Here is a 23,778-nt window from a genome sequence, read left to right as displayed (position 1 = left end):
AAGGAAGAGACGTGATAACCGCCCAAGCCTTTTCAACCATCCAGGCCATCGATCGCAGCGCCTGGAATGACTGTTTCCCAGGGGCCCTGGAGGATTGGGACTATTACCTGGCCGTGGAAAAAGCCGCGATCGCCGATTTTCGCTGGCGCTACCTGGCGCTCTACGAGGGTTCGACCCTGGTGGCAGTGGCGCCGGCCTTCACCACCCAGTACCGGCTTGATACCACGGTCTCCGGGCTGGCCAAGCGCTTCACCGAACGCCTGGCACGCCAGTGGCCCGGGGCCCTGGAGCTGCGCCTGTACGCCATAGGCTCGCCTGTGGCCGAACAGTGCAATGCCGGCACCGCCAGCCATGTGCCTGCGCAACGCCGCCAGGAGCTGCTGGAGCAGCTGCTGCAACTGGCGCGACGCGATGCCGACAGCTTCGGCATCGGCCTGATGGCAGTCAAGGATGCGCCAAGCAACGACCGGCAATGGGCTGCCAGTTGCCTGGCCGCGGGCCTGCAAGCCATGCCGAGCCTGCCCACGGCGCTGCTGCCGGTACCCTTTGCCTCGATCGACGCCTACCTGGGCACCCTGGGCAAATCCACCCGCAAGGACCTGCGCCGCAAACTCCGGACACCGGCGCCACGCATAGAATGGCGACGCCAGATCGACGACGTGCTGCCGGACATCATGCGCCTCTACGAGGCCACCCTGAATCGTAGCGACCTGCAGTTCGAACGCCTGCCGGCAGGCTACTTCACCGGCATCCTCGAGCAGTTGGGGGAACGCGCGGCCTGCGTCCTGTACTGGGTCGACGAGCAACTGGTGGCCTTCAACCTGGTGCTCATCGACCAGCATCGGCTGATCGACAAGTTCTTTGCCCACGACCTCAGTGTCACCCGTGAGCACAATCTGTATTTCCGCAGTTGGCTGGCCAACGTCGACTACTGTATTCAGCAACGCATTCCCCTGTACGAGTGCGGCCAGGCCGGTTATGCCAGCAAGTTGCGCCTGGGTTGCCAGTTCACCGGTAACATGTTGTTTTTCCGGCATCGCAATCCCTTGCTCAATGCCCTGCTCAAACTGATAAAACGCTTTGTCCGCCCGGATCGCTCCGACCCCGCCATGGCTGCTGCAATAAGCGAAAGTACATGACCAGAAAAGATCGTCGCCCTCCTCGCCCCTTCGCCATTTCCCGCTGGAGCCTGCAACGCAAGCTGGTGCTGGCGTTCTGGCTGGTCAGTGTGATTCCCACCATGATCGCCGCGGAACTGGCGGCCACTACCCTGTCGGAAATCTTCGACAGCAACGTGCGGATCTGGCTGCAGGAGTCCACCAAGATCGTCGAGGACGAGATCACCGAAATCCTCCATGACAACGCGCGGATCGCCCAGCTGTTCCTGCGCTATACGCGCCCGCCCACGGACCGCAATGCGGCCAAGCATGACAAGCTCACCGCCGACATCGCCGATTCCATGGGCATCGACGTGGTGGCGCTGATCCGCAAGAACGATCACAAGGTGGTGTTCACCACTGCCGCCGATGACGTGGTGGGGCAGATCAGTACCGCCTCCAATGCCGTGCTGCAGACCATCCAGGTCGGCGGCGTGGCCACCGGGGCGGTGGTCTCGACGTTCCAGACCCAGCTCGACGGGGTCGACTACCAGTTGCTGATCGCCACCTACCTGGACGCCAGCTTCCTCACCAGCGTGGCCGACGTGCATTCCCTGGACCTGCGCCTGTACCTGGCCAAGGCCGATGACTTCTCGGAAATCTTCGCCACCCAGCGCTTCGAGGACCACCCGCCCCAGGTGCCGCACAAGATCGAAGACATCCTGCGCGCCACCCGCCAGCCCACCGAGCAGTTCACCAGCCGCTACAGCGGCCTGTACCGGCCGATCTTCAACGACAGCGGCGACCTGGTGGGGGTGATCTTCAGCGGCCTGCTTCGCCATAGCAGCCTGGTGGGCCTGGTCAACCAGAGCAACCTGTTCATCCTGATCTTCCTGCTCAGCTCGGCAGCCTCGCTGTGCGTCGGCTGGCTGGTTTCCCAACGCCTGACCCGACCGCTGCGGGGCCTGTCCAAGGGCGTGCAGGCGGTGATCGCCGGCGACTACCGCCAACGGGTGCCGGTGATCGGCGGCGACGAACTGGCGGAGCTGAGCAGCACCTTCAACCACATGACCGAGCGCCTGGGGGAACTGCAGCATCTGGAAGCCCAGTTGCGCCGCCGCGACCGCCTGCACGCCCTGGGCGAAGTGGCCATGGGCCTGGCCCACGAGATCCGCAACCCGCTGGGCATCATCAAGACCGCCACGCAGTTGCTGCACCGCCGGGCCAACCTGCCGGAAAACGACAAGCGCCACCTGGAATACGTGATCAGCGAGGTCAGCCGGATCAACGACCTGATCACCGAATTCCTCGATTTCGCCAAGCCCAGCGCGCCGATACGCGCCACCCAGCTGGCCCGCCCGCTGGTGGAGGAATTGCTGGGCTTCTGCACCCCGGAACTGGCCACCCACAACATCGACGCGCGGATCGACGACCAGGCCCCCGGCGCGACCCTCCACGCCGATGCCCGGCAACTCAAGCAGGCCTGCCTCAACCTGATTCTCAACGCCATCGACGCCATGCCCGACGGCGGCCGCCTGACCCTGGGCATTTCCCAGCGCGACGACGAAACCATCATCAGCGTCAGCGACACCGGCCAGGGCATCGAGCCGGACATGCTGGAACGCATCTTCACCCCATTCGTCACCACCAAGGCCTCGGGCACCGGCCTGGGATTGGCTAAAGTCTTCTCGATCATGGAAAGCCATGACGGCCATATCGAGTGCACCAGCGAAAAAGATGCTGGCGCCACCTTCAGCCTGTACATTCCGGCCAACGGTGAAGAAGACGACGAGGACAGTGATGACGCATAACCTGCTGGTGGTCGATGACGAGCCGAAACTCTGCGACCTGCTGTCCTCGGCCCTGAGCCAGAACGGCATCCAGGTATTCACCGCAGGCAACGGCCTGCACGCGCTCAAGGTGCTGGAGCAGGAAGACATCGACCTGGTGATCAGCGACTGGCGCATGCCCGGCATGGACGGGCCGCAGTTGCTGGGGGAAATCAAGCAGCGCTACCCGCAGTTGCCGGTGATCGTGATGACCGCCTACAGCACGGTGAAGAATGCCGTGCAGTCCATGCGCAACGGCGCCTACGACTACATCGCCAAACCCTTCGACATCGACGAACTGGACATCACCGTCAGCAAGGCCCTGCAGTTTCGCGACATCCTCAAAGACAACCAGCGCATGCGCGCCGAGCTCGCAGAGCATCAGCAGATCGACAGCCTGGTGGGCGACAGCCCGGCCTTCCGTCGGGTGCTGCAAGCCGTGGATTCGGTGCGCGAAAGCAACGCCACCATCCTCCTGACCGGGGAAAGCGGCACCGGCAAGGAAATGGTCGCCCGGGCCATCCACAAGCACGGCAACCGGGCCGACAAGCCCTTTGTCGCGGTCAATTGCGCGGCCATTCCCGAGGGCCTGCTGGAAAGCGAGATGTTCGGCCACCGCAAGGGCGCCTTCACCGGCGCCGTGGCGGACCGGGTCGGGCGTTTCCAGCAAGCCGACAAGGGCACCCTGTTCCTCGACGAAGTCGGCGACATGCCCCTGGCCCTGCAGGCCAAGATCCTGCGTGCCCTGCAGGAGCGGGTGATCGAGCCGGTGGGCGATCCACGGGAGCGCAAGGTGGATGTGCGGGTGATCGCCGCCACCAACAAGAACCTGCTGGAAGCGGTGGCCAACAAGGAATTTCGCGAAGACCTGTACTACCGCCTGAATGTATTCCCGATCCCCTTGCCGGCACTGCGCGAACGGGTCGAGGACATCGCCCTGCTGGCCCGGCACTTTGCCCACAGCCTGGGTGCCACCGCCGGCAAGCGCATCAGCGGCTTCAGCCCCGAAGCCCTGCAGGCCATGGCCAGCTACGCCTGGCCGGGGAATATCCGCGAACTGCAGAACTGCGTGGAGCGGGCCACCATCGTCGCCAGCGGCCAGGTCATCGAAGAAAAGGACCTGCCAGGGTATCTGTTCGGCCCCCAGGCGCAGGGCACAGAGAGCAGCGCAGCCATCAGTGTCGGCCCGCAAGTGCCCAGCGACCTGGAAGCGGCCCTGGCGGAAGTGGAAAAGGCCTACATTCTCGCCGCCCTGCAGCAGAGCAACGGTGTCCAGGCGGCAGCGGCGCAGTTGATCGGCATTTCCGAGCGCAGCTTCTGGTACCGGCTGAAGAAACTCGGCATCCAGGTGGACAAGATCGTTCGCTGAAACCGCGGCGCTTCATTCGCCGGCAAGCCGGCTCCTGCACCCAACCGCAAGAGCCGGCTTGCCGCGCTGCCCTAGAGGATGTTGCTGCTATCGAGCGGCTCGATCTGCGCCCAGTGGGAAGTGTCTTCCCGGTGGGTTTGCAGGTATGGCAGCACCGCCGCCAGCAGCGGCGCCTTGAAGGCTTCCTGGAACCGGTGGGCCAGCCCCGGAATCAACTTCAACTGGCTGCCCTGGATCTGCGCCGCCAGGTGCACGCCGTGCATCACCGGCAATAACGGGTCGGCGGTGCCATGCACCACCAGGGTCGGCACCCGCAGTTGCTTGAGTAATGCCACCCGGCTCGGCTCGGCAAGAATCGCCATGATCTGGCGCTTGACCCCTTCCGGGTTGAACGCCCGGTCATAGGCCACCGCCGCCTGTTGCAAGAGGACCTGGCGGTCATCGCTGACCTTCGGGCTGCCCAGGGCCGCCAGCAGGTCGGCCTGCTGCTCCAGCGCCGCTTCCCGGCTTGGTGCATTGCGCCGCGAGAGCAGTTGCACCAGCGCGGCGTTCGGCGCCGGCAAACCTTCGGCCCCGGAACTGGTCATGATCAGCGTCAGACTCTCGACCCGCCGCGGCTCCATGGCTGCCAGGTGCTGGGCGATCATCCCGCCCATGCTCGCCCCCAGCACGTGGAATTGCTCGATATGCAGGGCGTCCATCAGGCCCAGGGCGTCATCGGCCATGTCGGTCAGGGTGTAAGGCGCCGCCACCGGCAGGCCCAGCTTGTAGCGCAGCACTTCGAAGGTCAGGTTGGCGCTGGCCGGGGCCTGGCGCCAAGTGGACAGGCCGACATCGCGATTGTCGTAGCGGATCACCCGAAACCCTTGCTGACACAGGGCCACCACCACCTCATCCGGCCAGTGGATCAGTTGCCCGCCCAGGCCCATGACCAGCAGTAACGCCGGGTCGGAGGTGCGCCCAATGCTCTGGTAGGCCAGGCTCACCTGCGGCAGGTCGACCCGTTGGGTCGGGACATTGACATCGCAGCGCGCGGCCGCAAAACACAGCGGGCCGAGCAGCAGCCCGGCCAAGAGTAGAACAGTTGAAAGAAATCGTACCCGCATGAAAAACACCGAAACGCAGAACCCCAGTGGAGCGCGAGTCTGATGAACCTGGATGATTCGCGCTGCCACAGTTGCGTGACAATTTGATGAAGATTGCCCCAGCGGTACTTTTTCCGCGGCTAGGGTCGGCGCTTGCCCCTGGCACCCGGTGCACAACACACAGGCGCTGTCGCCCGTATCGGCAAAGATGCCCGCGAATCGATGAACGCGGGATGGTCGACAGGCCCGTCAACATGAGACAAACTCAACATTTTCGCTTTAACCACAAAATTTACTCATGGAGATCCTGGTGCTCGAAATCCGTCACCTGAAGACCCTGCACGCCTTGCGCGAAGCCGACAGCCTGGTGGAAGCCGCTGAACGCCTGCACCTGACCCAGTCCGCCTTGTCCCATCAGTTCAAGGAGCTGGAAGAGCGCCTGGGCATGCCGCTGTTCGTGCGCAAGACCAAGCCGGTGCGTTTCACCAGCGCCGGTCTGCGCCTGCTGCAACTGGCGGATGCGACCCTGCCCCTGCTGCGCGGCGCCGAACGCGACATTTCGCGGCTGGCCGGCGGCACTGCCGGGCGCCTGCACATGGCCATCGAATGCCACAGCTGCTTCCAGTGGCTGATGCCGACCATCGATCAGTTCCGCGACGCCTGGCCGGAAGTGGAGCTGGACCTGGCCTCCGGCTTCTCGTTCGCTCCGTTGCCAGCCCTGGCCCGGGGCGACCTGGACCTGGTGGTGACCTCCGACCCGCTGGAGCTGGCGGGTATCACCTACGTGCCGCTGTTCACCTACGAAGCCATGCTCGCGGTCGCCAACCAGCACCCGCTGGCAAGCAAGCCATACGTAGTCCCGGAAGACCTGCTGAGCGAAACCCTGATCACCTACCCGGTGGAACGCGACCGCCTGGACATCTTCACCCGCTTCCTGGAACCGGCGGACATCGAACCGGCCCAGGTACGGACTTCGGAGCTGACGGTGATGATGATGCAACTGGTGGCCAGCGGCCGGGGCGTGTGCGGGATGCCTCACTGGGCCCTGCACGAGTACAGCTCACGGGGTTATGTGAAGGCCAAGCGGCTCGGGGAAAAGGGCCTGTTCGCCACCCTGTACGCGGCGATTCGCGCCGACATGCTGGATGCGCCCTACATGCGCGACTTTTTGCTCACGGCCAAGGACACCTCGTTCTCGACCCTGGACGGCGTCAGCGCCGTACGCTGACCCCAAGCAGGCTTGCCCAGGAGCCGGCTTGCCAGCGAACCGGGGTCAACCTTCGACCGGCAATTGGCGCCACATGTGGATCTTGTCGAAATAGTCCTCGCCCACCCGCACTGCCTGGGGTTCCAGGCCGAACTGGACGAAACCGCAGCGCTGGTACAGGGCCAGCGCCGCTTCATTACCGGCCGTCACGGTCAACTGGATCAGGCGCAGCCCTTCGTATTCAGCCGCTTCGGCCAGCAGCCCCTGGACCAGGCGGTAGCCCAGCCCGCTGTTGCGCTGCGTGCCGGTGACATAGAGGCCGAACAGGGTCGCCTTGTGCCGGGCCTTCTCCCGCAGCTCGAAGGCCAGGCCGACGATCCCCAGCAACCGCCCTTCGGAAAACGCCCCCAGCAACAGGTCGAGCTCGCCGTCCAGGCGTGCGGCCCACCAGGCCAGAGGCAGTTTTTCCCGCTCTTTGACGCTGGAGGTGAACGCCTGGGGATGGCGCTCATAGGCCTCGAGCATCAAGGCCCGGTATTGCTCCACATCGTCAGGGGTCAGGCGCTGGATCTGCATGCTCAGTCGAGGGTCTTGGGTCCGGTAATGAATGAAGCGCATTTTATCTTGCCGCCCTGCACTTCATAAATGGCCACGGTTTCCAGGGTGCCGCTGCCGTCGGCGAAGGTGCGGCTGATCAGTTCGTGATCGACCACCACGTTGCCCATGACCGTACGCTGGATCAGCCGGGCATGCAGGTTGGGTTCCTGGAAACGCACCACGGCCCGAGCTCGTATTTCCTCGTGCCCCCTGGCCAGCAAGGTGGCCGGATGTTCGTATTGCCGGGCATCTACGGCATAAGTCGCCAGCCAGGCCTCCAGATCCTTGCGGTTGTAGGCCTGCAGTTGTGCTTCGACCACCGCTTGCGGGCTTGGAAAATCACTCATGCTGGCGCTCCTCGATCAGTTGACGCGACGCTGTTCGAACATCAGGCGCACGGCCAGCCCCGCCAGCACAAAGCCCATGAAATAACGCTGCACCGAGAGCCAGGTGGGGTTGCTGGCAAACCAGGAGGCGATACCGGCGGCAAACAGGGCGATCAGCAGGTTCACCGAGAAACTCACGCTGATCTGGGTCAGGCCCAGGATGATGCTCTGGGAGAACACCGAACCGTGCTCGGGGTGGATGAACTGCGGAAAGATCGACAGGTAGAACACCGCGATCTTGGGGTTCAGGGCGCTGGTCAGAAAGCCCATGGTCACCAGCTTGCGCGGCGAATCCGCCGGCAGCTGCTGGGCTTCGAAGGGCGAGCGCGCGCCAGGCTTGAGCGCCTGCCAGGCCAGCCACAGCAGGTACAGGGCGCCGGCCCACTTGAGCACCTCATAGGCCATGGGCACCGCCATGAACACAGCGGTCAGGCCCAGCGCGGCGGCGAACAGGTGGACGAAGAACCCCGCCACCACCCCCAATAACGACGTCACCCCAGCCTTGCGCCCCTGGCAGATCGAACGGGAAATCAGGTAGATCATGTTCGGCCCCGGGGTCAGCACCATCAGCAGGGAAGCAGCGGCGAAGATCAGGTAGTCGTGGAGTGGAATCATGGCAATCCTTGGCAATGGGAGGGGGTCAGGCGTGGCCCGCTCGGGCCTTGCGATAAAACGGCAAGATCAGATCGCGTGTCAACGGCGCAAGGAACAAATCTCCATCGCCGGCCGGGTCGATCCAGCGTACTTCCTCGATCTCTGCCGCCGGGGTCACCGGGCTATGGATATGGACCAGGAACACCTCGGCTTCCACCACATGCCCCGGCTCGTTGGCCGCCGGTGCCGAGAACTGTTGCAGGTAACGGGCCTGGGCCGGGTCGATGCGCAATCCCAGTTCTTCTTCCAGCTCACGGGCCAGGGCGTGCACCGGCTGTTCACCGGCTTCGATCTTGCCACCGGGCTGCATGAAGGCTTGGGTGCCGCGCTTGCGCACCAGCAGGGTCTGGCCGTCGGCACCGATCAGCAGGGCAGCGGCGATACGAATGATGGAGGGTGCAGCAACGGACGACAGCGACATGGGAATCCGGGAGCCTTGAGAATGAGGGCGCAAGGATCACATGCGCGGCGGCAGCTCGTCATCCGCCGCCGGCATTTTTCGATGTGACCGCCACCCGGCTTCAGGCCCTTGCCTGCTGTTCCTGGGGCAACTTGACGAACACGCTGTAGCGGGCGCCCTCCATGGTTTCAAAAGCGATCAGCTTGTCCACCAGCGGCAGGTTGAGCACCTTGCCGGCGTTGAGCAGCAGCATGCCGTTATCGGCATTCAGGTTGCGCGCCAGGATCATCCCCGCCGCCAGCTCCCGGGTACTCAGAACCTTCACCGAAGGGTCGCCCAGGGTCACGTCGCTGAGGTAGACCGCACACACCTGGATGAAACCTTCCACCAGGTCCGGGTCGTACAAGCGGCCGGCGTACTTGCGGATGAACACCAGGGCCTCGTCGCTGTTCATGTGTCGTTCCAGGATCAGCCCGCACTGCAACTCGATGAAGTCCACCGCCAGCTTGAGCAGCCGCGAGCCCAGGGGAATCGCGTCGCCCTTGAGGTGGTCGGGAAAACCGCTGCCGTCCCAGTGTTCCTGATGATGGCGGATCAGCCGCGCGGCGTCCTGCACCGGTTCCAGGGTCATCAGCAACGATTCGCTCTGCGCCGGATAGGCCCGATAACGCTCGCGCTGATGGTGATGCAGCAAATCCGCCGGGCTGGTCATCATGCTGTCGCTCCAGCTCAGCTTGCCGATGTTGTGCAACGCCGCGGCCATGGCCAGGTCACGCTGGGCGCCAGGGTCGATGCCCTGGACTTTGCAGTAGGCCCGCACCAGCTCGATGATCCGCCGGTTGGTCTGCTTGTCCGCGGGCAAGCGCTGGTTGACCAGCAGGGAAAACAGCTCGGCGCCAGTGGCGTAGCTGTGCTTGAGCTCCTCATAGGCCAGGTCGAGCATGTCGGCGGTCTGCTGCAGCTCCGAGGTGCGTGCCGCCACGCGTTTTTCCAGCAGCGTGTTGAGCGCCTTGAGCTCGGCATTCTGCTGCTGGGCCAGATCCTGCAGGCGCAGGCGCTCGCGCTCGGAGTGCTGATGCTCAAGGGCCTGGCGCAGGGCCAGCAGCAATTCCTGGTCATCCCAGGGCTTGCTCAGGTAACGGTAGATCTCCCCTTCGTTGATGGCCTTGGCAATCAATTTCAGGTCCGGGTCGCCGGTCAGCAGGATGCGGGTGGTGCTCGGGTACTGCTGATGGATGCGCGCCAGCAGGGTCGGGCCATCCATCTGCGGCAGATGGGCGGCGCTGATCACCAGGTCCACCTCCCGGCTGGCCAGGAGCTGCAGGGCCTGGGTGGCATCGCGGGCGAAATGCAGCGTGTAGGGAAGCGGGCTGAGCAACTGCTGCAGGCGTTGCAGGATCACTTCCTGGCTATCGACCAGCAGAATCTCGGGTCGGCGTGTGACAGTGGCAACGTTTAGCTCACCCATGAGACACCTCGGGTCAACGTCGATGCACGTGTCCTTCATTGTTAGAGCTGGCAACGGTAATCCCTGTTGCCTGATTGAAGACTAGAAGAATTTCCAATCGAGATAGTGGCTTTTTAATACCATCGGTCCGCTGCGGCTGCGCCGCCAACCGCCTTCAGCGAGTGTTGCGTAGTCGCAACACTCGCCGTGCATGCCATCACTGGGCGGCTTTGGCGCCGGAACCGAAGGAAGCGAAACGCTTGTTGAAGCCGGCGATGCGGCCTTCGGACTGGGTCTTGCGCTGCTGGCCGGTGTACACCGGGTGCGAGGCGCTGGAAACATCCAGCGCCACATAGGGGTAAGTCTTGCCGTCGCTGTAGGTGTGGCTGCGATCGGTATCGACGGTGGAGCCGATGAGGAAGTACACGTCGGCAGCCGTATCGTGGAAAAGCACGGTGCGGTAGTCAGGATGGATACCGGGTTTCATGAGGCCTCCTGGGCATCTGGGTGAGCTGAATGCGTTATACAATAACATATCCAAATCACCCAAACGAGAACCGATTGCAATAAGGAAACTGTCGACAGTTCTATGCCGCTTCCTGAAAATCCATTTCCGGAGGCTGGCGGGAGAAACCGCGAGTGAGGAAACCCAGGTACACCAGGCCAATAACCAGCCAGCTCGCCCCCAGGTAGATCGCCAGGTGATCGAGGCTGGACATCAGCCACAGATCGGCCGCCAGACCGATGAGGGGGAAGATCAGGAACAGGATCAACTCCCGCAGGCCACGCTGCCGGCCCCCCACCCAGTAATGAAAGATCACCGACAGGTTGACCAGGCTGAAGGCCAGGAAGGCGCCGAAATTGATGAAGGACGTCGAGGTGGTGACATCCAGCTTCAATGCCAGCAACGCCACCACGGCGCACAGCAGGATGCTGTTGACCGGGGTACCGAAACGCCCGTGCAGGCTGCCGAAAAAGCGCTTGGGCAAGACCCCGTCGCGGCCCATGGCGAACAGCAGTCGCGAGCCGCTGGCCTGGGCCGAAAGCCCCGAGGCGAACTGACCGACAATCAGCCCGATCAGGAAGATCGAGACGAACAGGTCGCCGCCGATATTGCGCGCAATCTCGTAGGCCGCCGAATCCACATCGGCGAACTCGAAGGACGGATGGGCAACCTGGACGAAGTAGGACACCGCGACAAAGATCAGCCCGCCCACCAGGGTGATCAGCATGATCGCCCGGGGAATGGTCCGCCGTGGGTCGCGGGTTTCCTCGGTCAGGGTGCTGACCGCGTCAAAGCCCAGGAACGAATAACAGGCGATTGCCGCCCCGCTCATGATCAGCGGCAGGTGCATCTGCCCGTTGAAGAACGGTGCCAGGGTGAACAGCGGCCGCCCGGCCTCGCCACCAAGGTAGTGGATGCACAGGCCGACAAAGGCGATCAGCACCAGGAACTGCACCAGCATCAGCAGGCCGTTGATGCCGTTGGCCAGTTTCAGGCCAACGATATTGATCGCGCTGGTCACCCCGATGAAAGCCAGCACCCAGACCCACTGCGGTACACCGGGAAACGCCGAATGCAGGTAAGCGGCGCCGATCAGCCAGATGGCCATGGGCAGGAACAGGTAATCCAGCAGCACCGCCCAGCCGGCGATGAAACCCAGCTTGGGGCTGATGGCCTTGCGCACATAGCTGTAGGCCGAGCCGGCCACGGGAAACGCCGCGGCCATGCGCCCATAGCTCATGGCGGTGAAGAACATCGCCACCAGCGCCGCCAGATAGGCTGCCGGCACCATGCCAGCGGTGGATTGGGCGAGGATGCCAAAGGTGCCGAGGACAATGATCGGCGTCATGTAAGCGATACCGAACAGCACTACCGCGCCCAATGAAAGGGTGCGTTGCAAGCGAGCCATGAGCGAGTACTCCGCAATTATTAGATTTATGGCAGGACTGAAATGAGTGCAGCAGGGGGTCTTTCTTATGGGATTGGCCGTCCGCGGACGGCCCTTTCAGCGGATCGGAATCAGCAGTTCACGCACGCCATCGCCGTGTTCGAGCACTTCGCCCGCAAGCTTCAGGCGCTGGTCTTCGAGGTAGCGGTAGTCCTGGCGCGCCACCTGCAGTTGCTTGAGATCCAGCTCGACCTTGAACTGACCTTCCTCGCGCCCGGCTTCGAACAGCAGGCTGCCCAGGGGGTCCACCAGGGCGCTGCCGCCGGCGAACAGCAGGCCGCCATCGCCTTCTTCCACTCGGTTGACCATTAGCGCGAACGCCTGGTTTTCCTGGGCCCGGGCCATGATCGCGGTACGGTGGGTGGGCCCGTAGGGGTCCATGTTGCCGTTGGTCACGATCAGCAGTTCGGCGCCCAGTTGCGCCAGGGCCCGGGCGCTTTCGGGGAACTCGATGTCGTAGCAGATCAGCAGGCCGACCCGCACACCGTTCCACAGGCAGGTGGCGTAGCGGTCACCGGGGGTGAACACACCGCGGTCGGACGCCCACAGGTGGGTCTTGCGATAACGCAGGGCGATGCCCTCGGGGGTAATCAGCAAAGTGGTGTTATAGAATCGGCCGTCGTCGTTTTCGGCCATGCCGATCACCACCGCGATATTGCGCGCCCGGGCGGCCTGGATCACGGCCTGCACGGTGGGGCCATCCAGCGGCTCGGCCACGGCGGCCACGGTCTCGGCGCTGGGGAAACCCATCAGGTGGGTTTCTGGAAACACGATCAACCGGGTATCGGCGGCGCAGGCGGCAATGGCCGCCAGGGCCCGTTCCAGGTTGTAAGCTGTGGCGTTATCACGGCCCGCCAACTGGGCCAGTTCAACCTTCATGGGTATTCCTTGTTCTTTGGCTGTGCCGCAGTATGCGCAGCAGCAACCGGCCCGCAAATCACGCAGCCGGGGTAACCCGATAGGGGTAGATGCATGACATTGTCGCTGGATGACATCGCCTGGCACCGCTCGGTGGGGCAGATGATCGAAGCCCTGGACCAGGCCAGTTTCTGGCCCCAGCTGGTGCGCCTGCTGGAGCAGTACGTGAGTTTCGACAGCTGGGTGGCGCTGCTGTTTTGCAGTGAGCGCAAACCCCTGGTGTTCGCCGAATGCCCGGGGGAGGACGGCAGCCCCGACCAGTTGTTCCAGGACTACCTCAACGGCCTGTACCTGCTCGACCCCTTCTACGTTGCCAGCCGCGAACAATCGCGCAGCGGCCTGTTGCGCCTGGCGGAGGTGGCCCCGGAACACTTCCAGCTGACCGAGTACTACCAACGCTACTTTCGTCTGAATGTGGTGGCCGATGAGATCCAGTTCAATTGCCAGCTGGCGGACGGCCGCACCCTGTGCCTGTCCCTGGGTTCGCGACAACGCTTCGCCCCACCCCAGATCGCCCTGCTGTCACTGATCGAGCCCTGGGTGGTGGCCTTGCTGCGCCAGCGCCTGCCCCACGAAAGCATTGAGCAAGACAACCCAGCGCAATTGCATCCAATGCCCGATTGGCGCAGCCAGCTGGACCACTCCATGCAACAACTGCGGGGCGCACAACTCACCGCCCGGGAGCTGGATGTGGGGCGCCTGATGCTCAGCGGTTGCTCCAACAAGGAGATCGCTCGTAAGCTGGAAATCTCCGCCGAAACCGTGAAAGTTCATAAAAAGCACATCTACAGCAAGCTGGGCATCAAATCCCAGTCCGAGCTGTTTTCGATTTTTCTCCAGGCGCAAAGCGCCTGATACCCCTTCAGGGCCGCCCCGGCAGCCCCACACAACAATAAGATCTTGTGCACCCATAAGAATGAGTACTGATAAACGACCTTAATGAGTCCGAACCAAGGAAACCGTATGAGCCTGTCCCTTCTGAGCCGCTACGCCTTCTTTGCCGCCTGTGTGATTTTCACCCTCGCCAGCCTGCCCTTTCTCGAACACGACTGGCTCTGGCCATTCGCCCTGGTCACCGGCCTGCTGAGCCTGCTGGGGATCTTCGACCTGCTGCAAAGCCCGCACGCGGTGCGGCGCAATTACCCGATCCTGGGCAATATCCGCTACCTGGTGGAAGGCATCCGCCCGGAGATCCGCCAGTACCTGCTGGAATCCGACAGCGACGCCCTGCCCTTTTCCCGCGCCCAACGCTCCCTGGTGTACTCCCGGGCCAAGAACGAAAGCGCCGACAAACCCTTCGGCACCCTGATCGATGTCTACCAGTCGGGCTTCGAATTCATCGGCCACTCCATGCGCCCGGCGCCCCTGAGTGATCCCAACAGCTTTCGCGTGACCGTCGGCGGCCCGCAATGCACCCAGCCCTACTCGGCCTCGGTGTTCAACATCTCGGCCATGAGCTTCGGCTCCCTCAGCGCCAACGCCATCCGCGCCCTGAACCAGGGTGCCAAGCTCGGCAACTTCGCCCACGACACCGGTGAAGGCAGCATCAGCCCCTACCACCGCGAACACGGCGGCGACCTGACCTGGGAACTGGGCAGCGGCTACTTCGGCTGCCGCACCAGCGACGGCCGTTTCGACCCGGAGCGCTTCGCCGTGCAGGCGCAGAACCCCCAGGTGCGGATGATCGAGATCAAGATGAGCCAGGGCGCCAAGCCTGGCCACGGCGGCATCCTGCCCAAGCACAAGGTGACCCAGGAAATCGCCGACACCCGGGGCATCCGCATGGGCGAGGACTGCATATCACCGTCGAGCCACAGCGCCTTTTCCACCCCGATCGAGATGATGCATTTCATCCAGCAACTGCGTGAGCTGTCCGGCGGCAAGCCGGTGGGCTTCAAGTTCTGCCTGGGCCACCCCTGGGAGTTCATGGGCATCGCCAAGGCCATGCTGGAAACCGGCATCCTGCCGGACTTCATCGTGGTGGACGGCAAGGAAGGCGGCACCGGCGCGGCCCCCGTGGAGTTCACCGACCACATCGGCGCACCGATGCGCGAGGGCCTGCTGTTCGTCCACAACACCCTGGTGGGCCTGAACCTGCGGGACAAGATCAAGCTCGGCGCCAGTGGCAAGATCGTCAGCGCTTTCGACATCGCCAGCGTGCTGGCCATCGGTGCCGACTGGGCCAACTCGGCCCGGGGCTTCATGTTCGCCATCGGCTGCATCCAGTCCCAGAGCTGCCATACCAACAAGTGCCCCACCGGCGTCGCCACCCAGGACAACCTGCGCCAGCGCGCCCTGGTGGTGCCGGACAAGGCCCAGCGGGTATTCAGCTTCCACCGCAACACCCTCAAGGCACTGGCGGAAATGCTCGCTGCCGCCGGCCTGCAACACCCTTCGCAACTGGAAGCCAAGCACCTGGTGCGACGCATGTCGGCCACCGAGATCAAGCTGTTCTCCCAGTTGCACGTGTTCCTCAAGCCCGGCGAGCTGCTCACCGGCGAGGTCAACGGCGAGTTCTACTCGCGCATGTGGCAACTGGCCCGGGCCGACAGCTTCGAACCCAACACCGAAGCCGCCGCTTAAGCCCCACTGCCCAGTGCTCCCCGGTTGCCGGGGAGCGCGGGGCGTCACCCAAGGAAGATTGCAATGCTCAAGGTCATCGCTGAAGATTTCATCCAGCCCGAACACCTGGACACCGTGCGCCCGTGGTACGCCGAACTGGTGGAAAAAACCCGCCAGGAACCGCTGTGCATCGCCTACGATCTGTTCGTCGATCAGAAAGACCCCGGGCACTTCATCTTCGTCGAACAATGGCCGGACCAAGCGGCCCTCGACACCCACTGCCAGACCGAGCACTTCACCCGCCTGGTGCCGCAGATCAATGCTTTTCAGCGCCGCGAATGCCGTGTGCTGTTGATGAACGAGTTCTAGAAAACCCGACCCAGACCTTGCTTGACCGGACCACCGAAAGCAGACCCCAACCCCACTGACCTTTCGGAGACCCGCCATGCCCTTGCTGTCATTCGAACAACTGTCCCGCCAACTGCCAGCGCCCTGGCAATCCACGCTGGTGGGCCAGGTCGGCCCGGCCCGCATCAAGGTGCTGCGCATGGACGGCCAGCCCTACCCGGAAGAAACCCACGACTTCAACGAAGGCCTGCTGGTGACCCAGGGCTGCCTGCACCTGGGCATTGGCCAGGCCGTGGTGGAAGTGGCGACGGGCCAGATGTACCTGGTGGAGGCCGGCCAGGCCCATAGCGTGCTGCCCGGCAGCCACGGCACCCTGGTGATCATCGACGTCTAGCCTGTCTCGCATCGACTCAATCGCGGTAACCACCTGCCCAAGGTCGGTCCGACCAGAGGGCCCATGCACGGAGAAGCCCATGCCTCGTCGTCTGTTTGCAGTGATCGCTCTACTGATGTCCTTCAACAGCGCCTTTGCCGGCGAACGCTGGCAGAGCCTGCCGCCCACACCGGCCCCGGTGGCCGGGGCGCAAGCCGGTTATGCCGAAGTCAACGGCATCCGCCTGTATTACAGCAAGCTCGGCCACGGCTCACCGGTGGTGCTGCTGCATGGCGGCCTGGGTAATGCCGACTATTGGGGGCTGCAGGCCAAGGCCCTGGCGGCCAGGCACACGGTGATCAGCGTCGACAGCCGCGGCCACGGGCGCAGCACCCGGGACGCCCGTCCCTACGGCTACGATCTGATGGCCGACGACGTGATCGCCCTACTGGACCAGCTGAAGATCCCCCGCGCCGATTTCGTCGGCTGGAGCGACGGCGCGATCCTCGGCCTGGACCTGGCCATGCGTTACCCGCAGCGGGTCGGCAAGGTCTTCGCCTATGCCGCCAACACCCAGACCTCAGGGGTCAAGGAAGGCGTGGAGAACAACCCGACCTTCGCCGCCTACATCGAGCGCGCCGGCCAGGAGTACACCCGCCTGTCACCCACGCCCAAGGAGTACCCGGCCTTTGTCGAGCAGATCGGCCACATGTGGGCCAGCCAGCCGAACTGGAGCGACGCCGACCTGGCGAAGATCAAGACGCCGGTACTGATCGTCGATGGCGACCACGATGAAGCCATCAAGCGCGAGCACACCGAATACATGGCCCAGGCGATTCCCGGCGCCGGGCTGCTGATCCTGCCCAACGTCAGCCACTTCGCCTTCCTCCAGGACCCGGGCCTGTTCAATGCAGCCCTGGAACATTTCCTCGACGAAAAATAGCCCCGGCCATCGCCATGGATGCCCCTCTTTCCAGGGACGTCCACGGCAGGGGATATGCATAAACGCATTTTTTAATTGCATTGACGCATCAATCCTCTAAGGTTGTTTGCAGACCCGGTCAACGCAGGCCATCGAGGCTGGCCCAGCGCAGCATCATGTCCCGGGTCCGGCTACGCGCAGTAGCCCGACACGCAACGACGACACCAGCCGGAGGCTGGATTTCATTCATGGAGGATGAACATGTTAAGTAGCAACCTGACCCCAGGCGACGCTCCCCAGGCCCTGCCCCAGTGCCTGGCCGGCAGCCTGCTCGACCCGCAACTGAGCGAAGTCGATCCACACACCGAAGCTGCGCCCCAGGCCGCTGCCCGGCTCAACTTCAGCGTGCAGCAGCAAACCCAGAGCAACTGGTGCTGGGCAGCATTGTCCGCATCGGTGGGCAACTACTACGGCACCGGTTCCTGGACCCAGTGCGGAGTGGCCAACGCCGAACTGGGCCGCAACTCCTGCTGCAGCCAGCCCGGGCCGTGCAACGTCTACGGCTACCTGGATTCGGCCCTGCGCACCACCCGCTGCTACGGCGGCATGCGTGAGGACCGGATGCAAATGCCGGCCATCGACAACCAGCTCGGTATGGGCCGCCCCGTGGGCCTGCGCTGTGCGTGGTACGGCGGCGGTGCGCATTTCCTGACGATCTACGGCAGCGATGGCGGCTACATCCTGGTGGCGGATTCGATCTACGGTTACTCGACCCGCGCCCTGAACAGTTTCCCCGGTTCCTACAACGGCGGTGGCAACTGGACCCACACCTACTTCACCCGAAAAAACTAGGAGGCGACATGCAACTGACTTACCCCAAGGCGCCTGTCGATGGCGTCCAACACCTGCGCTCGGCCCTTCAGGCGGCCCTGCAGACCCAGGGTTTCGGTATCAACCGCGGGTTTGCCAAGGCCAGTGCCCGTAACCTGAATCTGTCCCAGGCCTTTCGCGGCTACGCCCTGAGCCTGGAGGACCTGGCCCAGGGCAAGGGGCTGGCCGAGGCCAAGGCCGGTGACTGGCATTACCTGGTGTTCGATGCCGGAGTGTCGATTGCCGATGCGCAGTTGACCGAGGTGGCCGGCAAGGTCGGCTTCTCTGCGCTGAACCATGGCAGCCTGGCGGCGTCCGCCGTCAACGCCCTGGACCTGGCGGAACAGGCGCCGCAACTGCAGGGAAAAAGCTATGAACTGCGCCTGCTGTTCATCTCGGCGCTGCAGGTCACGGCGATCTGGCTGCATGGGCCCGGCGAAGAGGTGCTGATTCCCATCGAGCCGACACCCAAGACCCTGGCCGCCCATCAGCTCCACAGCGAAACGGCGTTGCTCGCCCTGCTGGCGCCGGCGGCGCTGCAGGCCAAGGCTATCTTCGACGCCGATACCAGCGGCACCCTGGGCGGTTGACCCGGGCAAAAAAAATCCGGCGGCCTTTGCAGGTCGCCGGATTTCTGGTCTCAGCGTTTCAGTCCAGGATGCTCAAGCCAGCCGCATCACCCAAGCGCAGGTCAGGACGCCGACCGCGCCGAACCTTGCTGGACATTGGTCGGTTGCAGCTTGAACAGATAGAACAGCACTGTCAGCAGCACCAGGAACGCCGGGCCGACATACAGCGCCACACGGGTATCCGGGAAGTAGGCCATCAGCCCCACCACCAGTACCAGGAAGGCCAGGGCCAGGTAGGAACTGATCGGGTACAGCCACATGCGGTACTTCAGGCCGGCACGTTCTGCCGGGCTCAGGCCCTTGCGGAACTTGAGCTGGGCCAGAAGGATCATCACCCAGGTCCAGATCGCACCGAAGGTGGCGATGGAGGTCACCCAGACGAACACTTTTTCCGGCACCAAATAGTTCAGCAGCACGCCCAGCAGCAGGGCGAAGATCGACAGCAGCAACGCGCGACGCGGCACGCCGTTGTTCGAGGTCTTGGCGAAGCCGGCCGGGGCCTGGCCGTTCTGCGCCAGGCTGTAGAGCATGCGCCCGGTGCTGAAGATGCCGCCGTTGCAGGAGGACAGCGCGGCGGTGATCACCACGAAGTTGATGATGCCGGCGGCGGTCTTGATACCCAGGCGCTCGAAGGTCATCACGAAGGGGCTGCCCTGGGTGCCAATCTCGTTCCACGGGTAGATCGACAGGATCACGAACAGCGCGCCCACGTAGAACAGCAGGATGCGCCAGAACACCGAGCCGATGGCGTTGGGAATGGTCTTTTGCGGGTTGCGCGCTTCACCGGCGGTGAGGCCGATCATCTCTACGCCCAGGTAGGCGAACATCACCATCTGCAGGGACATCAGCACGCCGGTCACGCCATTGGGCATGAAGCCGCCGTGGCTCCACAGGTTGGAGATGCCCAGGGCCACGCCGTCATTGCCGAAACCGAAGGCGATGATGCCGATGCCGCCGACCACCATGGCGATGATGGTGACGATCTTGATCAGGGCGAACCAGAACTCGAACTCACCGAAGGCCTTGACCGCGATCAGGTTGATCGAGCCCATGCTCACCAGGGCCGCCAGGGCCCAGATCCAGCGCGGCACATCGGGGAACCAGATCCCCATGTACACCGCCACTGCGGTGATTTCCGCAACACAGGTCACCAGCCACAGGAACCAGTAGTTCCAGCCGGTGAGAAAGCCCGCCAGCGGGCCCAGGTAGTCTTGTGCGTAACGGCTGAAGGAACCTGCGACCGGGTTATGCACCGCCATCTCGCCGAGGGCGCGCATGATCACCAGGATCGCCAGGCCGCCAATGATGTAGGACAGCATGATGGCCGGGCCGGCCATTTCGATGGCCTTGGCCGAGCCGAGGAACAGGCCGACACCGATACAGGCGCCGAGGGCCATCAAGCGAATATGCCGTTCGCCGAGTTCGCGTTTCAGCGGGCCGCCCTGAGCGGTCTCGCCGTGGGGCAGTTGGTTGCCAACTGGCATAGAGATACAACCTCATTTTGTTATTGGATATGAACCACCGAGCCTTCGAAGCACCAGCGGATAGCCGAAGCTTGCTCGACCGCACCGGCCTTGTGGGACGGAGCGTCTGGTAGGACAAGACCTGCCAGATCAGCGGGGTGCGCAGTATAAAAAGCTCCCGACAGGGCTTTTCACTCTATAAGTTGCAATATTCAGAGAGAAATCTCGGCAAATACCGCTTTCACGGAGAAGCATTACCTGCTTTTTGCCCTGAAACCTCACCCGGAAAGGGCCGGGAGTATTGCACAGGCCTGGTGCATCGTCATGCCCCTACCTAGGGCGTATTTACCTCGGAAAAGGCTCTACCCTGTGGCGAGGGAGCTTGCTCCCTCGCCACAGAAGCGAGGCTGGGTCGTTTTCACATTTTCTTCACCGACGCCCACCACCGACTAAGCTTCAGGCAAGTCCGATCAATCTGCGTGAATGGATCAATCGACTATGGGCGCTCTGTGGCAGACCGATTCGCATAAGAACGCAGTGCCAAGCCACAGCGAGGACGAAACGCCTTTACCGAAACGCCGCAAATCCCGCCGTTATGCCTGGCGCCTGTTCTGGCTGTTGCTGCTGATCGCCCTGATTGCCCTTGGCTTTGCCGCTGCCCGGGAGATGCGCACCTCGAAACTCCAGGCCCGGGAATTCAGCCGGCTGGCCGCTGACCTGAGCTACTCCCTGGAGCCCGGCCCCAGTGATGCCGTGCTCTATCCCGGTGCCGGGCCGTTCGACCGGCGCCTGGGCTACAGCGCCCTGGGGGAGTTCCTGCCACGCTTGCTCAAGCGCGGTTACCTGATCGACGCCCAGACGCGTTTCTCCCCGGCACTGATGGACTACAGCAAAAGCGGATTTTTCGTGCCCTACACCGAAAAGATCCAGGCTGGCCTGTCCATTACCGACTGCCGCGCCGCGCCCCTGTACCAGTTCAATTACCCGCAACAGCTGTATGAGAGCTTTGCCAGCATTCCGCCGCTGGTGGTGCACAGCCTGCTGTTCATCGAGAACCGCGATCTGCTGGCCCCCAAGCCGGCCGAGGCCAACCCGGCGGTGGACTGGCCGCGCTTTGCCAAGGCCGCCTGGTCGCAGATCGCCCGGCTCTTGCACCTGCCGGGGCAGAGCGCCGGGGGTAGCACCCTGGCCACCCAGTTGGAAAAATACCGCCATTCGCCGGATGGCCTGACGGTATCCGGGGGCGAGAAGATCCGGCAGATGGTTTCCGCCAGCGTGCGGGCCTATCAGGACGGCCCACAGACCCTGGAGGCCCGCAAACGCATCGTGCGCGACTACCTCAACAGCGTGCCGCTGTCCGCGGTGCCCGGCCACGGCGAAGTGCACGGCATGGCCGAGGGGCTGCGGGTCTGGTATGGCGCTGACTTCGACAAGGTCAACCAGGTGCTCGGCAGCACCGCCATGGACTCGAAAAGCCTCGCCGCACGAGGGCTGGCCCTGCGCCAGGTGCTGTCACTGATGATTGCCCAGCGCCGTCCCTCCCATTACCTGGCCAAGGGGCGCGCAGAACTGGCGGAACTGACGGACAGCCATATCCGCCTGCTGGCACAGAACAACGTCATCGACCCGGCGCTGAGCAGCGCCGCCCTGGCCAGCCAGGTGACCTACCGGGACTGGCAGCAGCAGCCGACCATTCAGCCGATCGAGACCAACAAGGGCATCAGCGTCGCCCGCAGCCGCCTCGCCGCCCTGCTCAACCGACCGCTGTATGACCTGGACCGCCTCGACCTCTCGGCCACCAGCACCTTGCAGAGCGACCTGCAGCGCCAGGCCACCGAATACCTCAAGCACCTTGCGGACCCGGCCTTCGCCGCGCAGATTGGTGTGCTCGGCGAACGCCTGCTGACCCCCACCAGCACCACCCAGGTGCGCTACAGCTTCACCCTGTTCGAACTGACCCCCGACGGCTCGCGGGTGCGGGTGCAGACCGACAGCACCGACCAGCCTTTCGACATCAACGAAGGCAGCAAGCTGGAACTGGGCTCCACCGCCAAGCTGCGGGTGCTGACCACCTACCTGCAGATCATTTCCGAGCTGCACGACAAGTACGCCACGCAAACACCCGCGCAGTTGAAAAAGATCCCGGTGAACGAGCAGGACCGCCTGAGCCGCTGGGCCCTCGACTACCTGATGCAGAACAGCGACCGCAGCCTGCCGAAGATGCTCGACGCCGCCCTGGACCGCACCTACTCCGCCAGCCCCGGCGAGGCCTTCTTCACCGGTGGCGGGGTGCATCACTTCCACAACTTTCGCAACGAAGACAACGGCCGCAGCCCGACCCTGCGCGATGCCCTGCGCGAATCCATCAACCTGCCGTTCATCCGCCTGATGCGCGACCTGGTGCGCTACAGCACTTATGGCGGCGACAGCAGCAGCGCCGAATTGCTCAAGGACGACCAGAACCCGCGGCGCCAGGAGTACCTGGCACGCTTTGCCGACCGTGAGGGCACCTCGTTCCTGCTGCGCTTCTGGAAGAAGTACCGCAACAAGGACACCCAGTCGCGCCTGGAAACCTTCCTCGACAGCATGCACCCCACGGCAATCCGCCTCGCCGCCGTGCACCGCTACCTGCTGCCGGACGCCAGCCAGGAGAGCTTCAACCGCTTCGTCCGGGCCCACATGAAGAGCGCCAAGGTCAGCGAGAAGCTCACCGACGAGCGCCTGGACAAGCTCTACGCCAGCTACGGCCCCGGCGCCTATGACCTGCCGGACCAGGGCTACATCGCCAAGGTCCACCCCCTGGACCTCTGGCTGCTGGGCTACCTGATGAACAACCCGGAGGCGAACTTCACCCAGATCGTCAAGGCCAGCGAGTTCGAGCGCCAGGAGGTCTACAGCTGGCTGTTCAAGAGCCGCCATCGCAGTGCCCGCGACAGCCGTATCCGCACCATGCTGGAGATCGAGGCCTTCCTCGATATCCACCAGCGCTGGCAGAGCGTCGGCTATCCGTTCGACCACCTGGTACCGTCCCTGGCCACTGCTATCGGCAGCTCCGGCGACCGCCCCGCGGCGTTGGCGGAACTGGTGGGCACCATCCTCAACGACGGCGTGCGCCTGCCAACCTTGCGCATCGACAGCCTGCACTTCGCCGCCGGCACGCCCTATGAAACCCGCCTGCTCAACGACCCGGACAAGGGCAAGCGGGTGATGCCCTCGGAGGTGGCCACGGCGCTGCGCGGAGCCTTGTCGCAGGTGGTGGATGCCGGCACCGCGAAACGGGTGTCCGGCAGCTTCAAGCTGGCTGATGGCACGCCATTGGCCATGGGCGGCAAGACCGGTACCGGCGACAACCGCATCGAAGCCATTGGCGCCGGCGGGCGGGTGTTGAGCTCCAAATCCATCAACCGCACCGCAACCTTCGTGTTCTACATCGGTGACCACCATTTCGGCACCCTTACCGCCTACGTGCCGGGGGCCTCGGCCCAGGCCTTCAGATTCACCTCGGCCTTACCGGTGCAGGTGCTCAAGGGCATGGCGCCGATCCTCATGCCCTACCTGCAACCGGGCAGTGGCACCCAATGCCTGGGCAGCGTGGCGCAACGCTGAATCACGACAGGCAGCCCCCTCTCTCTCCGACAAACGGCAGCTTTGCCGCAGGCAGAAGTGCTTG

22 protein-coding genes are annotated in these 23,778 nt (G+C 63.7%); 12 read left to right on the top strand and 10 right to left on the bottom strand.

All coding sequences use genetic code 11. The features are described from left to right. The first annotated feature begins 11 nt into the window (after positions 1–11). From BM382_RS08710 to BM382_RS08700, 3 genes are read left to right on the top strand one after another with little or no spacing between them, the layout of a single operon-like run. A complete protein-coding gene (locus tag BM382_RS08710; RefSeq protein WP_015636831.1) occupies positions 12–1,139 on the top strand; it encodes a GNAT family N-acetyltransferase in 1,128 nt (375 codons plus the stop codon). Next, positions 1,136–2,908, top strand: a complete 1,773-nt coding sequence (locus BM382_RS08705; RefSeq protein WP_011063141.1) for a sensor histidine kinase — start codon at positions 1,136–1,138, stop codon at positions 2,906–2,908. The genes BM382_RS08710 and BM382_RS08705 overlap by 4 nt, the downstream gene beginning before the upstream one ends. Continuing rightward, positions 2,898–4,295, top strand: a complete 1,398-nt coding sequence (locus BM382_RS08700; RefSeq protein ID WP_015636832.1) for a sigma-54-dependent transcriptional regulator — start codon at positions 2,898–2,900, stop codon at positions 4,293–4,295. The genes BM382_RS08705 and BM382_RS08700 overlap by 11 nt, the downstream gene beginning before the upstream one ends. A gap of 71 nt (positions 4,296–4,366) precedes the next feature. Here the strand turns inward: BM382_RS08700 and BM382_RS08695 are convergent, their stop codons facing one another. Continuing rightward, positions 4,367–5,401 (bottom strand): alpha/beta fold hydrolase, encoded by a 1,035-nt coding sequence (locus BM382_RS08695; protein WP_015636833.1) that lies wholly within the window; start codon positions 5,399–5,401, stop codon positions 4,367–4,369. Positions 5,402–5,690: 289 nt separating this feature from the next. On the opposite strand from BM382_RS08695, the gene metR reads away from it, so the two are divergent. Then, a complete protein-coding gene (gene metR, locus BM382_RS08690; RefSeq protein ID WP_011063144.1) occupies positions 5,691–6,608 on the top strand; it encodes a transcriptional regulator MetR in 918 nt (305 codons plus the stop codon). 45 nt (positions 6,609–6,653) lie between these two features. On the opposite strand, the gene BM382_RS08685 is transcribed toward metR, so the two are convergent. The 8 genes from BM382_RS08685 to BM382_RS08650 all read right to left on the bottom strand — a co-directional run bounded on the left by BM382_RS08685 (position 6,654) and on the right by BM382_RS08650 (position 12,902). Further along, entirely contained in the window at positions 6,654–7,163 is a 510-nt protein-coding gene (locus BM382_RS08685) for a GNAT family N-acetyltransferase (protein ID WP_053159936.1), read from the bottom strand. A gap of 2 nt (positions 7,164–7,165) precedes the next feature. Then, complete coding sequence (locus BM382_RS08680) at positions 7,166–7,531, bottom strand: nuclear transport factor 2 family protein (protein ID WP_072442629.1); 366 nt, start codon at positions 7,529–7,531, stop codon at positions 7,166–7,168. Positions 7,532–7,546: 15 nt separating this feature from the next. Beyond that, positions 7,547–8,185, bottom strand: coding sequence for a LysE family translocator (locus tag BM382_RS08675; RefSeq protein ID WP_011063147.1), 639 nt, complete (start codon positions 8,183–8,185; stop codon positions 7,547–7,549). A 25-nt stretch (positions 8,186–8,210) separates the two neighbouring features. After that, complete coding sequence (locus tag BM382_RS08670) at positions 8,211–8,645, bottom strand: NUDIX hydrolase (RefSeq protein WP_011063148.1); 435 nt, start codon at positions 8,643–8,645, stop codon at positions 8,211–8,213. Between the two features lie 100 nt (positions 8,646–8,745). Continuing rightward, positions 8,746–10,092 carry a response regulator c-di-GMP phosphodiesterase, NosR family gene (locus tag BM382_RS08665; protein ID WP_015636838.1) on the bottom strand — a complete coding sequence of 449 codons (1,347 nt, stop codon included), beginning with the start codon at positions 10,090–10,092 and terminating at the stop codon, positions 8,746–8,748. A 196-nt stretch (positions 10,093–10,288) separates the two neighbouring features. After that, on the bottom strand, positions 10,289–10,558 hold the full coding sequence (locus tag BM382_RS08660; RefSeq protein WP_011063150.1) for a type B 50S ribosomal protein L31: 270 nt from the start codon (positions 10,556–10,558) through the stop codon (positions 10,289–10,291). A gap of 100 nt (positions 10,559–10,658) precedes the next feature. Beyond that, positions 10,659–11,984: an APC family permease gene (locus BM382_RS08655; RefSeq protein ID WP_072442627.1), complete on the bottom strand. Its 1,326-nt coding sequence runs from the start codon at positions 11,982–11,984 to the stop codon at positions 10,659–10,661. Between the two features lie 96 nt (positions 11,985–12,080). Beyond that, positions 12,081–12,902 carry a carbon-nitrogen hydrolase family protein gene (locus tag BM382_RS08650; protein ID WP_015636841.1) on the bottom strand — a complete coding sequence of 274 codons (822 nt, stop codon included), beginning with the start codon at positions 12,900–12,902 and terminating at the stop codon, positions 12,081–12,083. Positions 12,903–12,995: 93 nt separating this feature from the next. Between BM382_RS08650 and BM382_RS08645 the strand changes: the two genes are divergently transcribed. The 7 genes from BM382_RS08645 (at position 12,996) to BM382_RS08615 (ending at position 18,606) form a co-directional block, all read left to right on the top strand. Further along, the gene (locus BM382_RS08645) at positions 12,996–13,796 is read left to right on the top strand and encodes a helix-turn-helix transcriptional regulator (RefSeq protein WP_011063153.1); all 801 of its coding nucleotides are present in this window, start codon (positions 12,996–12,998) and stop codon (positions 13,794–13,796) included. A 108-nt stretch (positions 13,797–13,904) separates the two neighbouring features. Next, on the top strand, positions 13,905–15,524 hold the full coding sequence (locus BM382_RS08640; protein ID WP_011063154.1) for an FMN-binding glutamate synthase family protein: 1,620 nt from the start codon (positions 13,905–13,907) through the stop codon (positions 15,522–15,524). 63 nt (positions 15,525–15,587) lie between these two features. Beyond that, positions 15,588–15,872 carry a putative quinol monooxygenase gene (locus tag BM382_RS08635; protein WP_019093120.1) on the top strand — a complete coding sequence of 95 codons (285 nt, stop codon included), beginning with the start codon at positions 15,588–15,590 and terminating at the stop codon, positions 15,870–15,872. 76 nt (positions 15,873–15,948) lie between these two features. Next, a complete protein-coding gene (locus BM382_RS08630) occupies positions 15,949–16,245 on the top strand; it encodes a cupin domain-containing protein (protein WP_011063156.1) in 297 nt (98 codons plus the stop codon). 79 nt (positions 16,246–16,324) lie between these two features. Beyond that, on the top strand, positions 16,325–17,167 hold the full coding sequence (locus BM382_RS08625; protein ID WP_015636843.1) for an alpha/beta fold hydrolase: 843 nt from the start codon (positions 16,325–16,327) through the stop codon (positions 17,165–17,167). A 240-nt stretch (positions 17,168–17,407) separates the two neighbouring features. Beyond that, positions 17,408–17,998, top strand: a complete 591-nt coding sequence (locus BM382_RS08620; protein ID WP_011063158.1) for a papain-like cysteine protease family protein — start codon at positions 17,408–17,410, stop codon at positions 17,996–17,998. Positions 17,999–18,006: 8 nt separating this feature from the next. After that, positions 18,007–18,606, top strand: a complete 600-nt coding sequence (locus tag BM382_RS08615) for a hypothetical protein (RefSeq protein ID WP_011063159.1) — start codon at positions 18,007–18,009, stop codon at positions 18,604–18,606. 101 nt (positions 18,607–18,707) lie between these two features. Here the strand turns inward: BM382_RS08615 and BM382_RS08610 are convergent, their stop codons facing one another. After that, positions 18,708–20,129, bottom strand: coding sequence for an amino acid permease (locus tag BM382_RS08610; protein WP_011063160.1), 1,422 nt, complete (start codon positions 20,127–20,129; stop codon positions 18,708–18,710). Between the two features lie 477 nt (positions 20,130–20,606). Here BM382_RS08610 and BM382_RS08605 point away from each other — a divergent pair, with 477 nt between their 5' ends. Further along, positions 20,607–23,714: a transglycosylase domain-containing protein gene (locus BM382_RS08605; RefSeq protein ID WP_053111590.1), complete on the top strand. Its 3,108-nt coding sequence runs from the start codon at positions 20,607–20,609 to the stop codon at positions 23,712–23,714. The last annotated feature ends 64 nt before the right edge of the window (positions 23,715–23,778 follow it).

Origin of the sequence: Pseudomonas sp. NFPP25 (assembly GCF_900116505.1) — a bacterium.
GTDB lineage: Bacteria > Pseudomonadota > Gammaproteobacteria > Pseudomonadales > Pseudomonadaceae > Aquipseudomonas > Aquipseudomonas protegens.
This window is presented reverse-complemented; position numbering and strand designations above follow the sequence as displayed.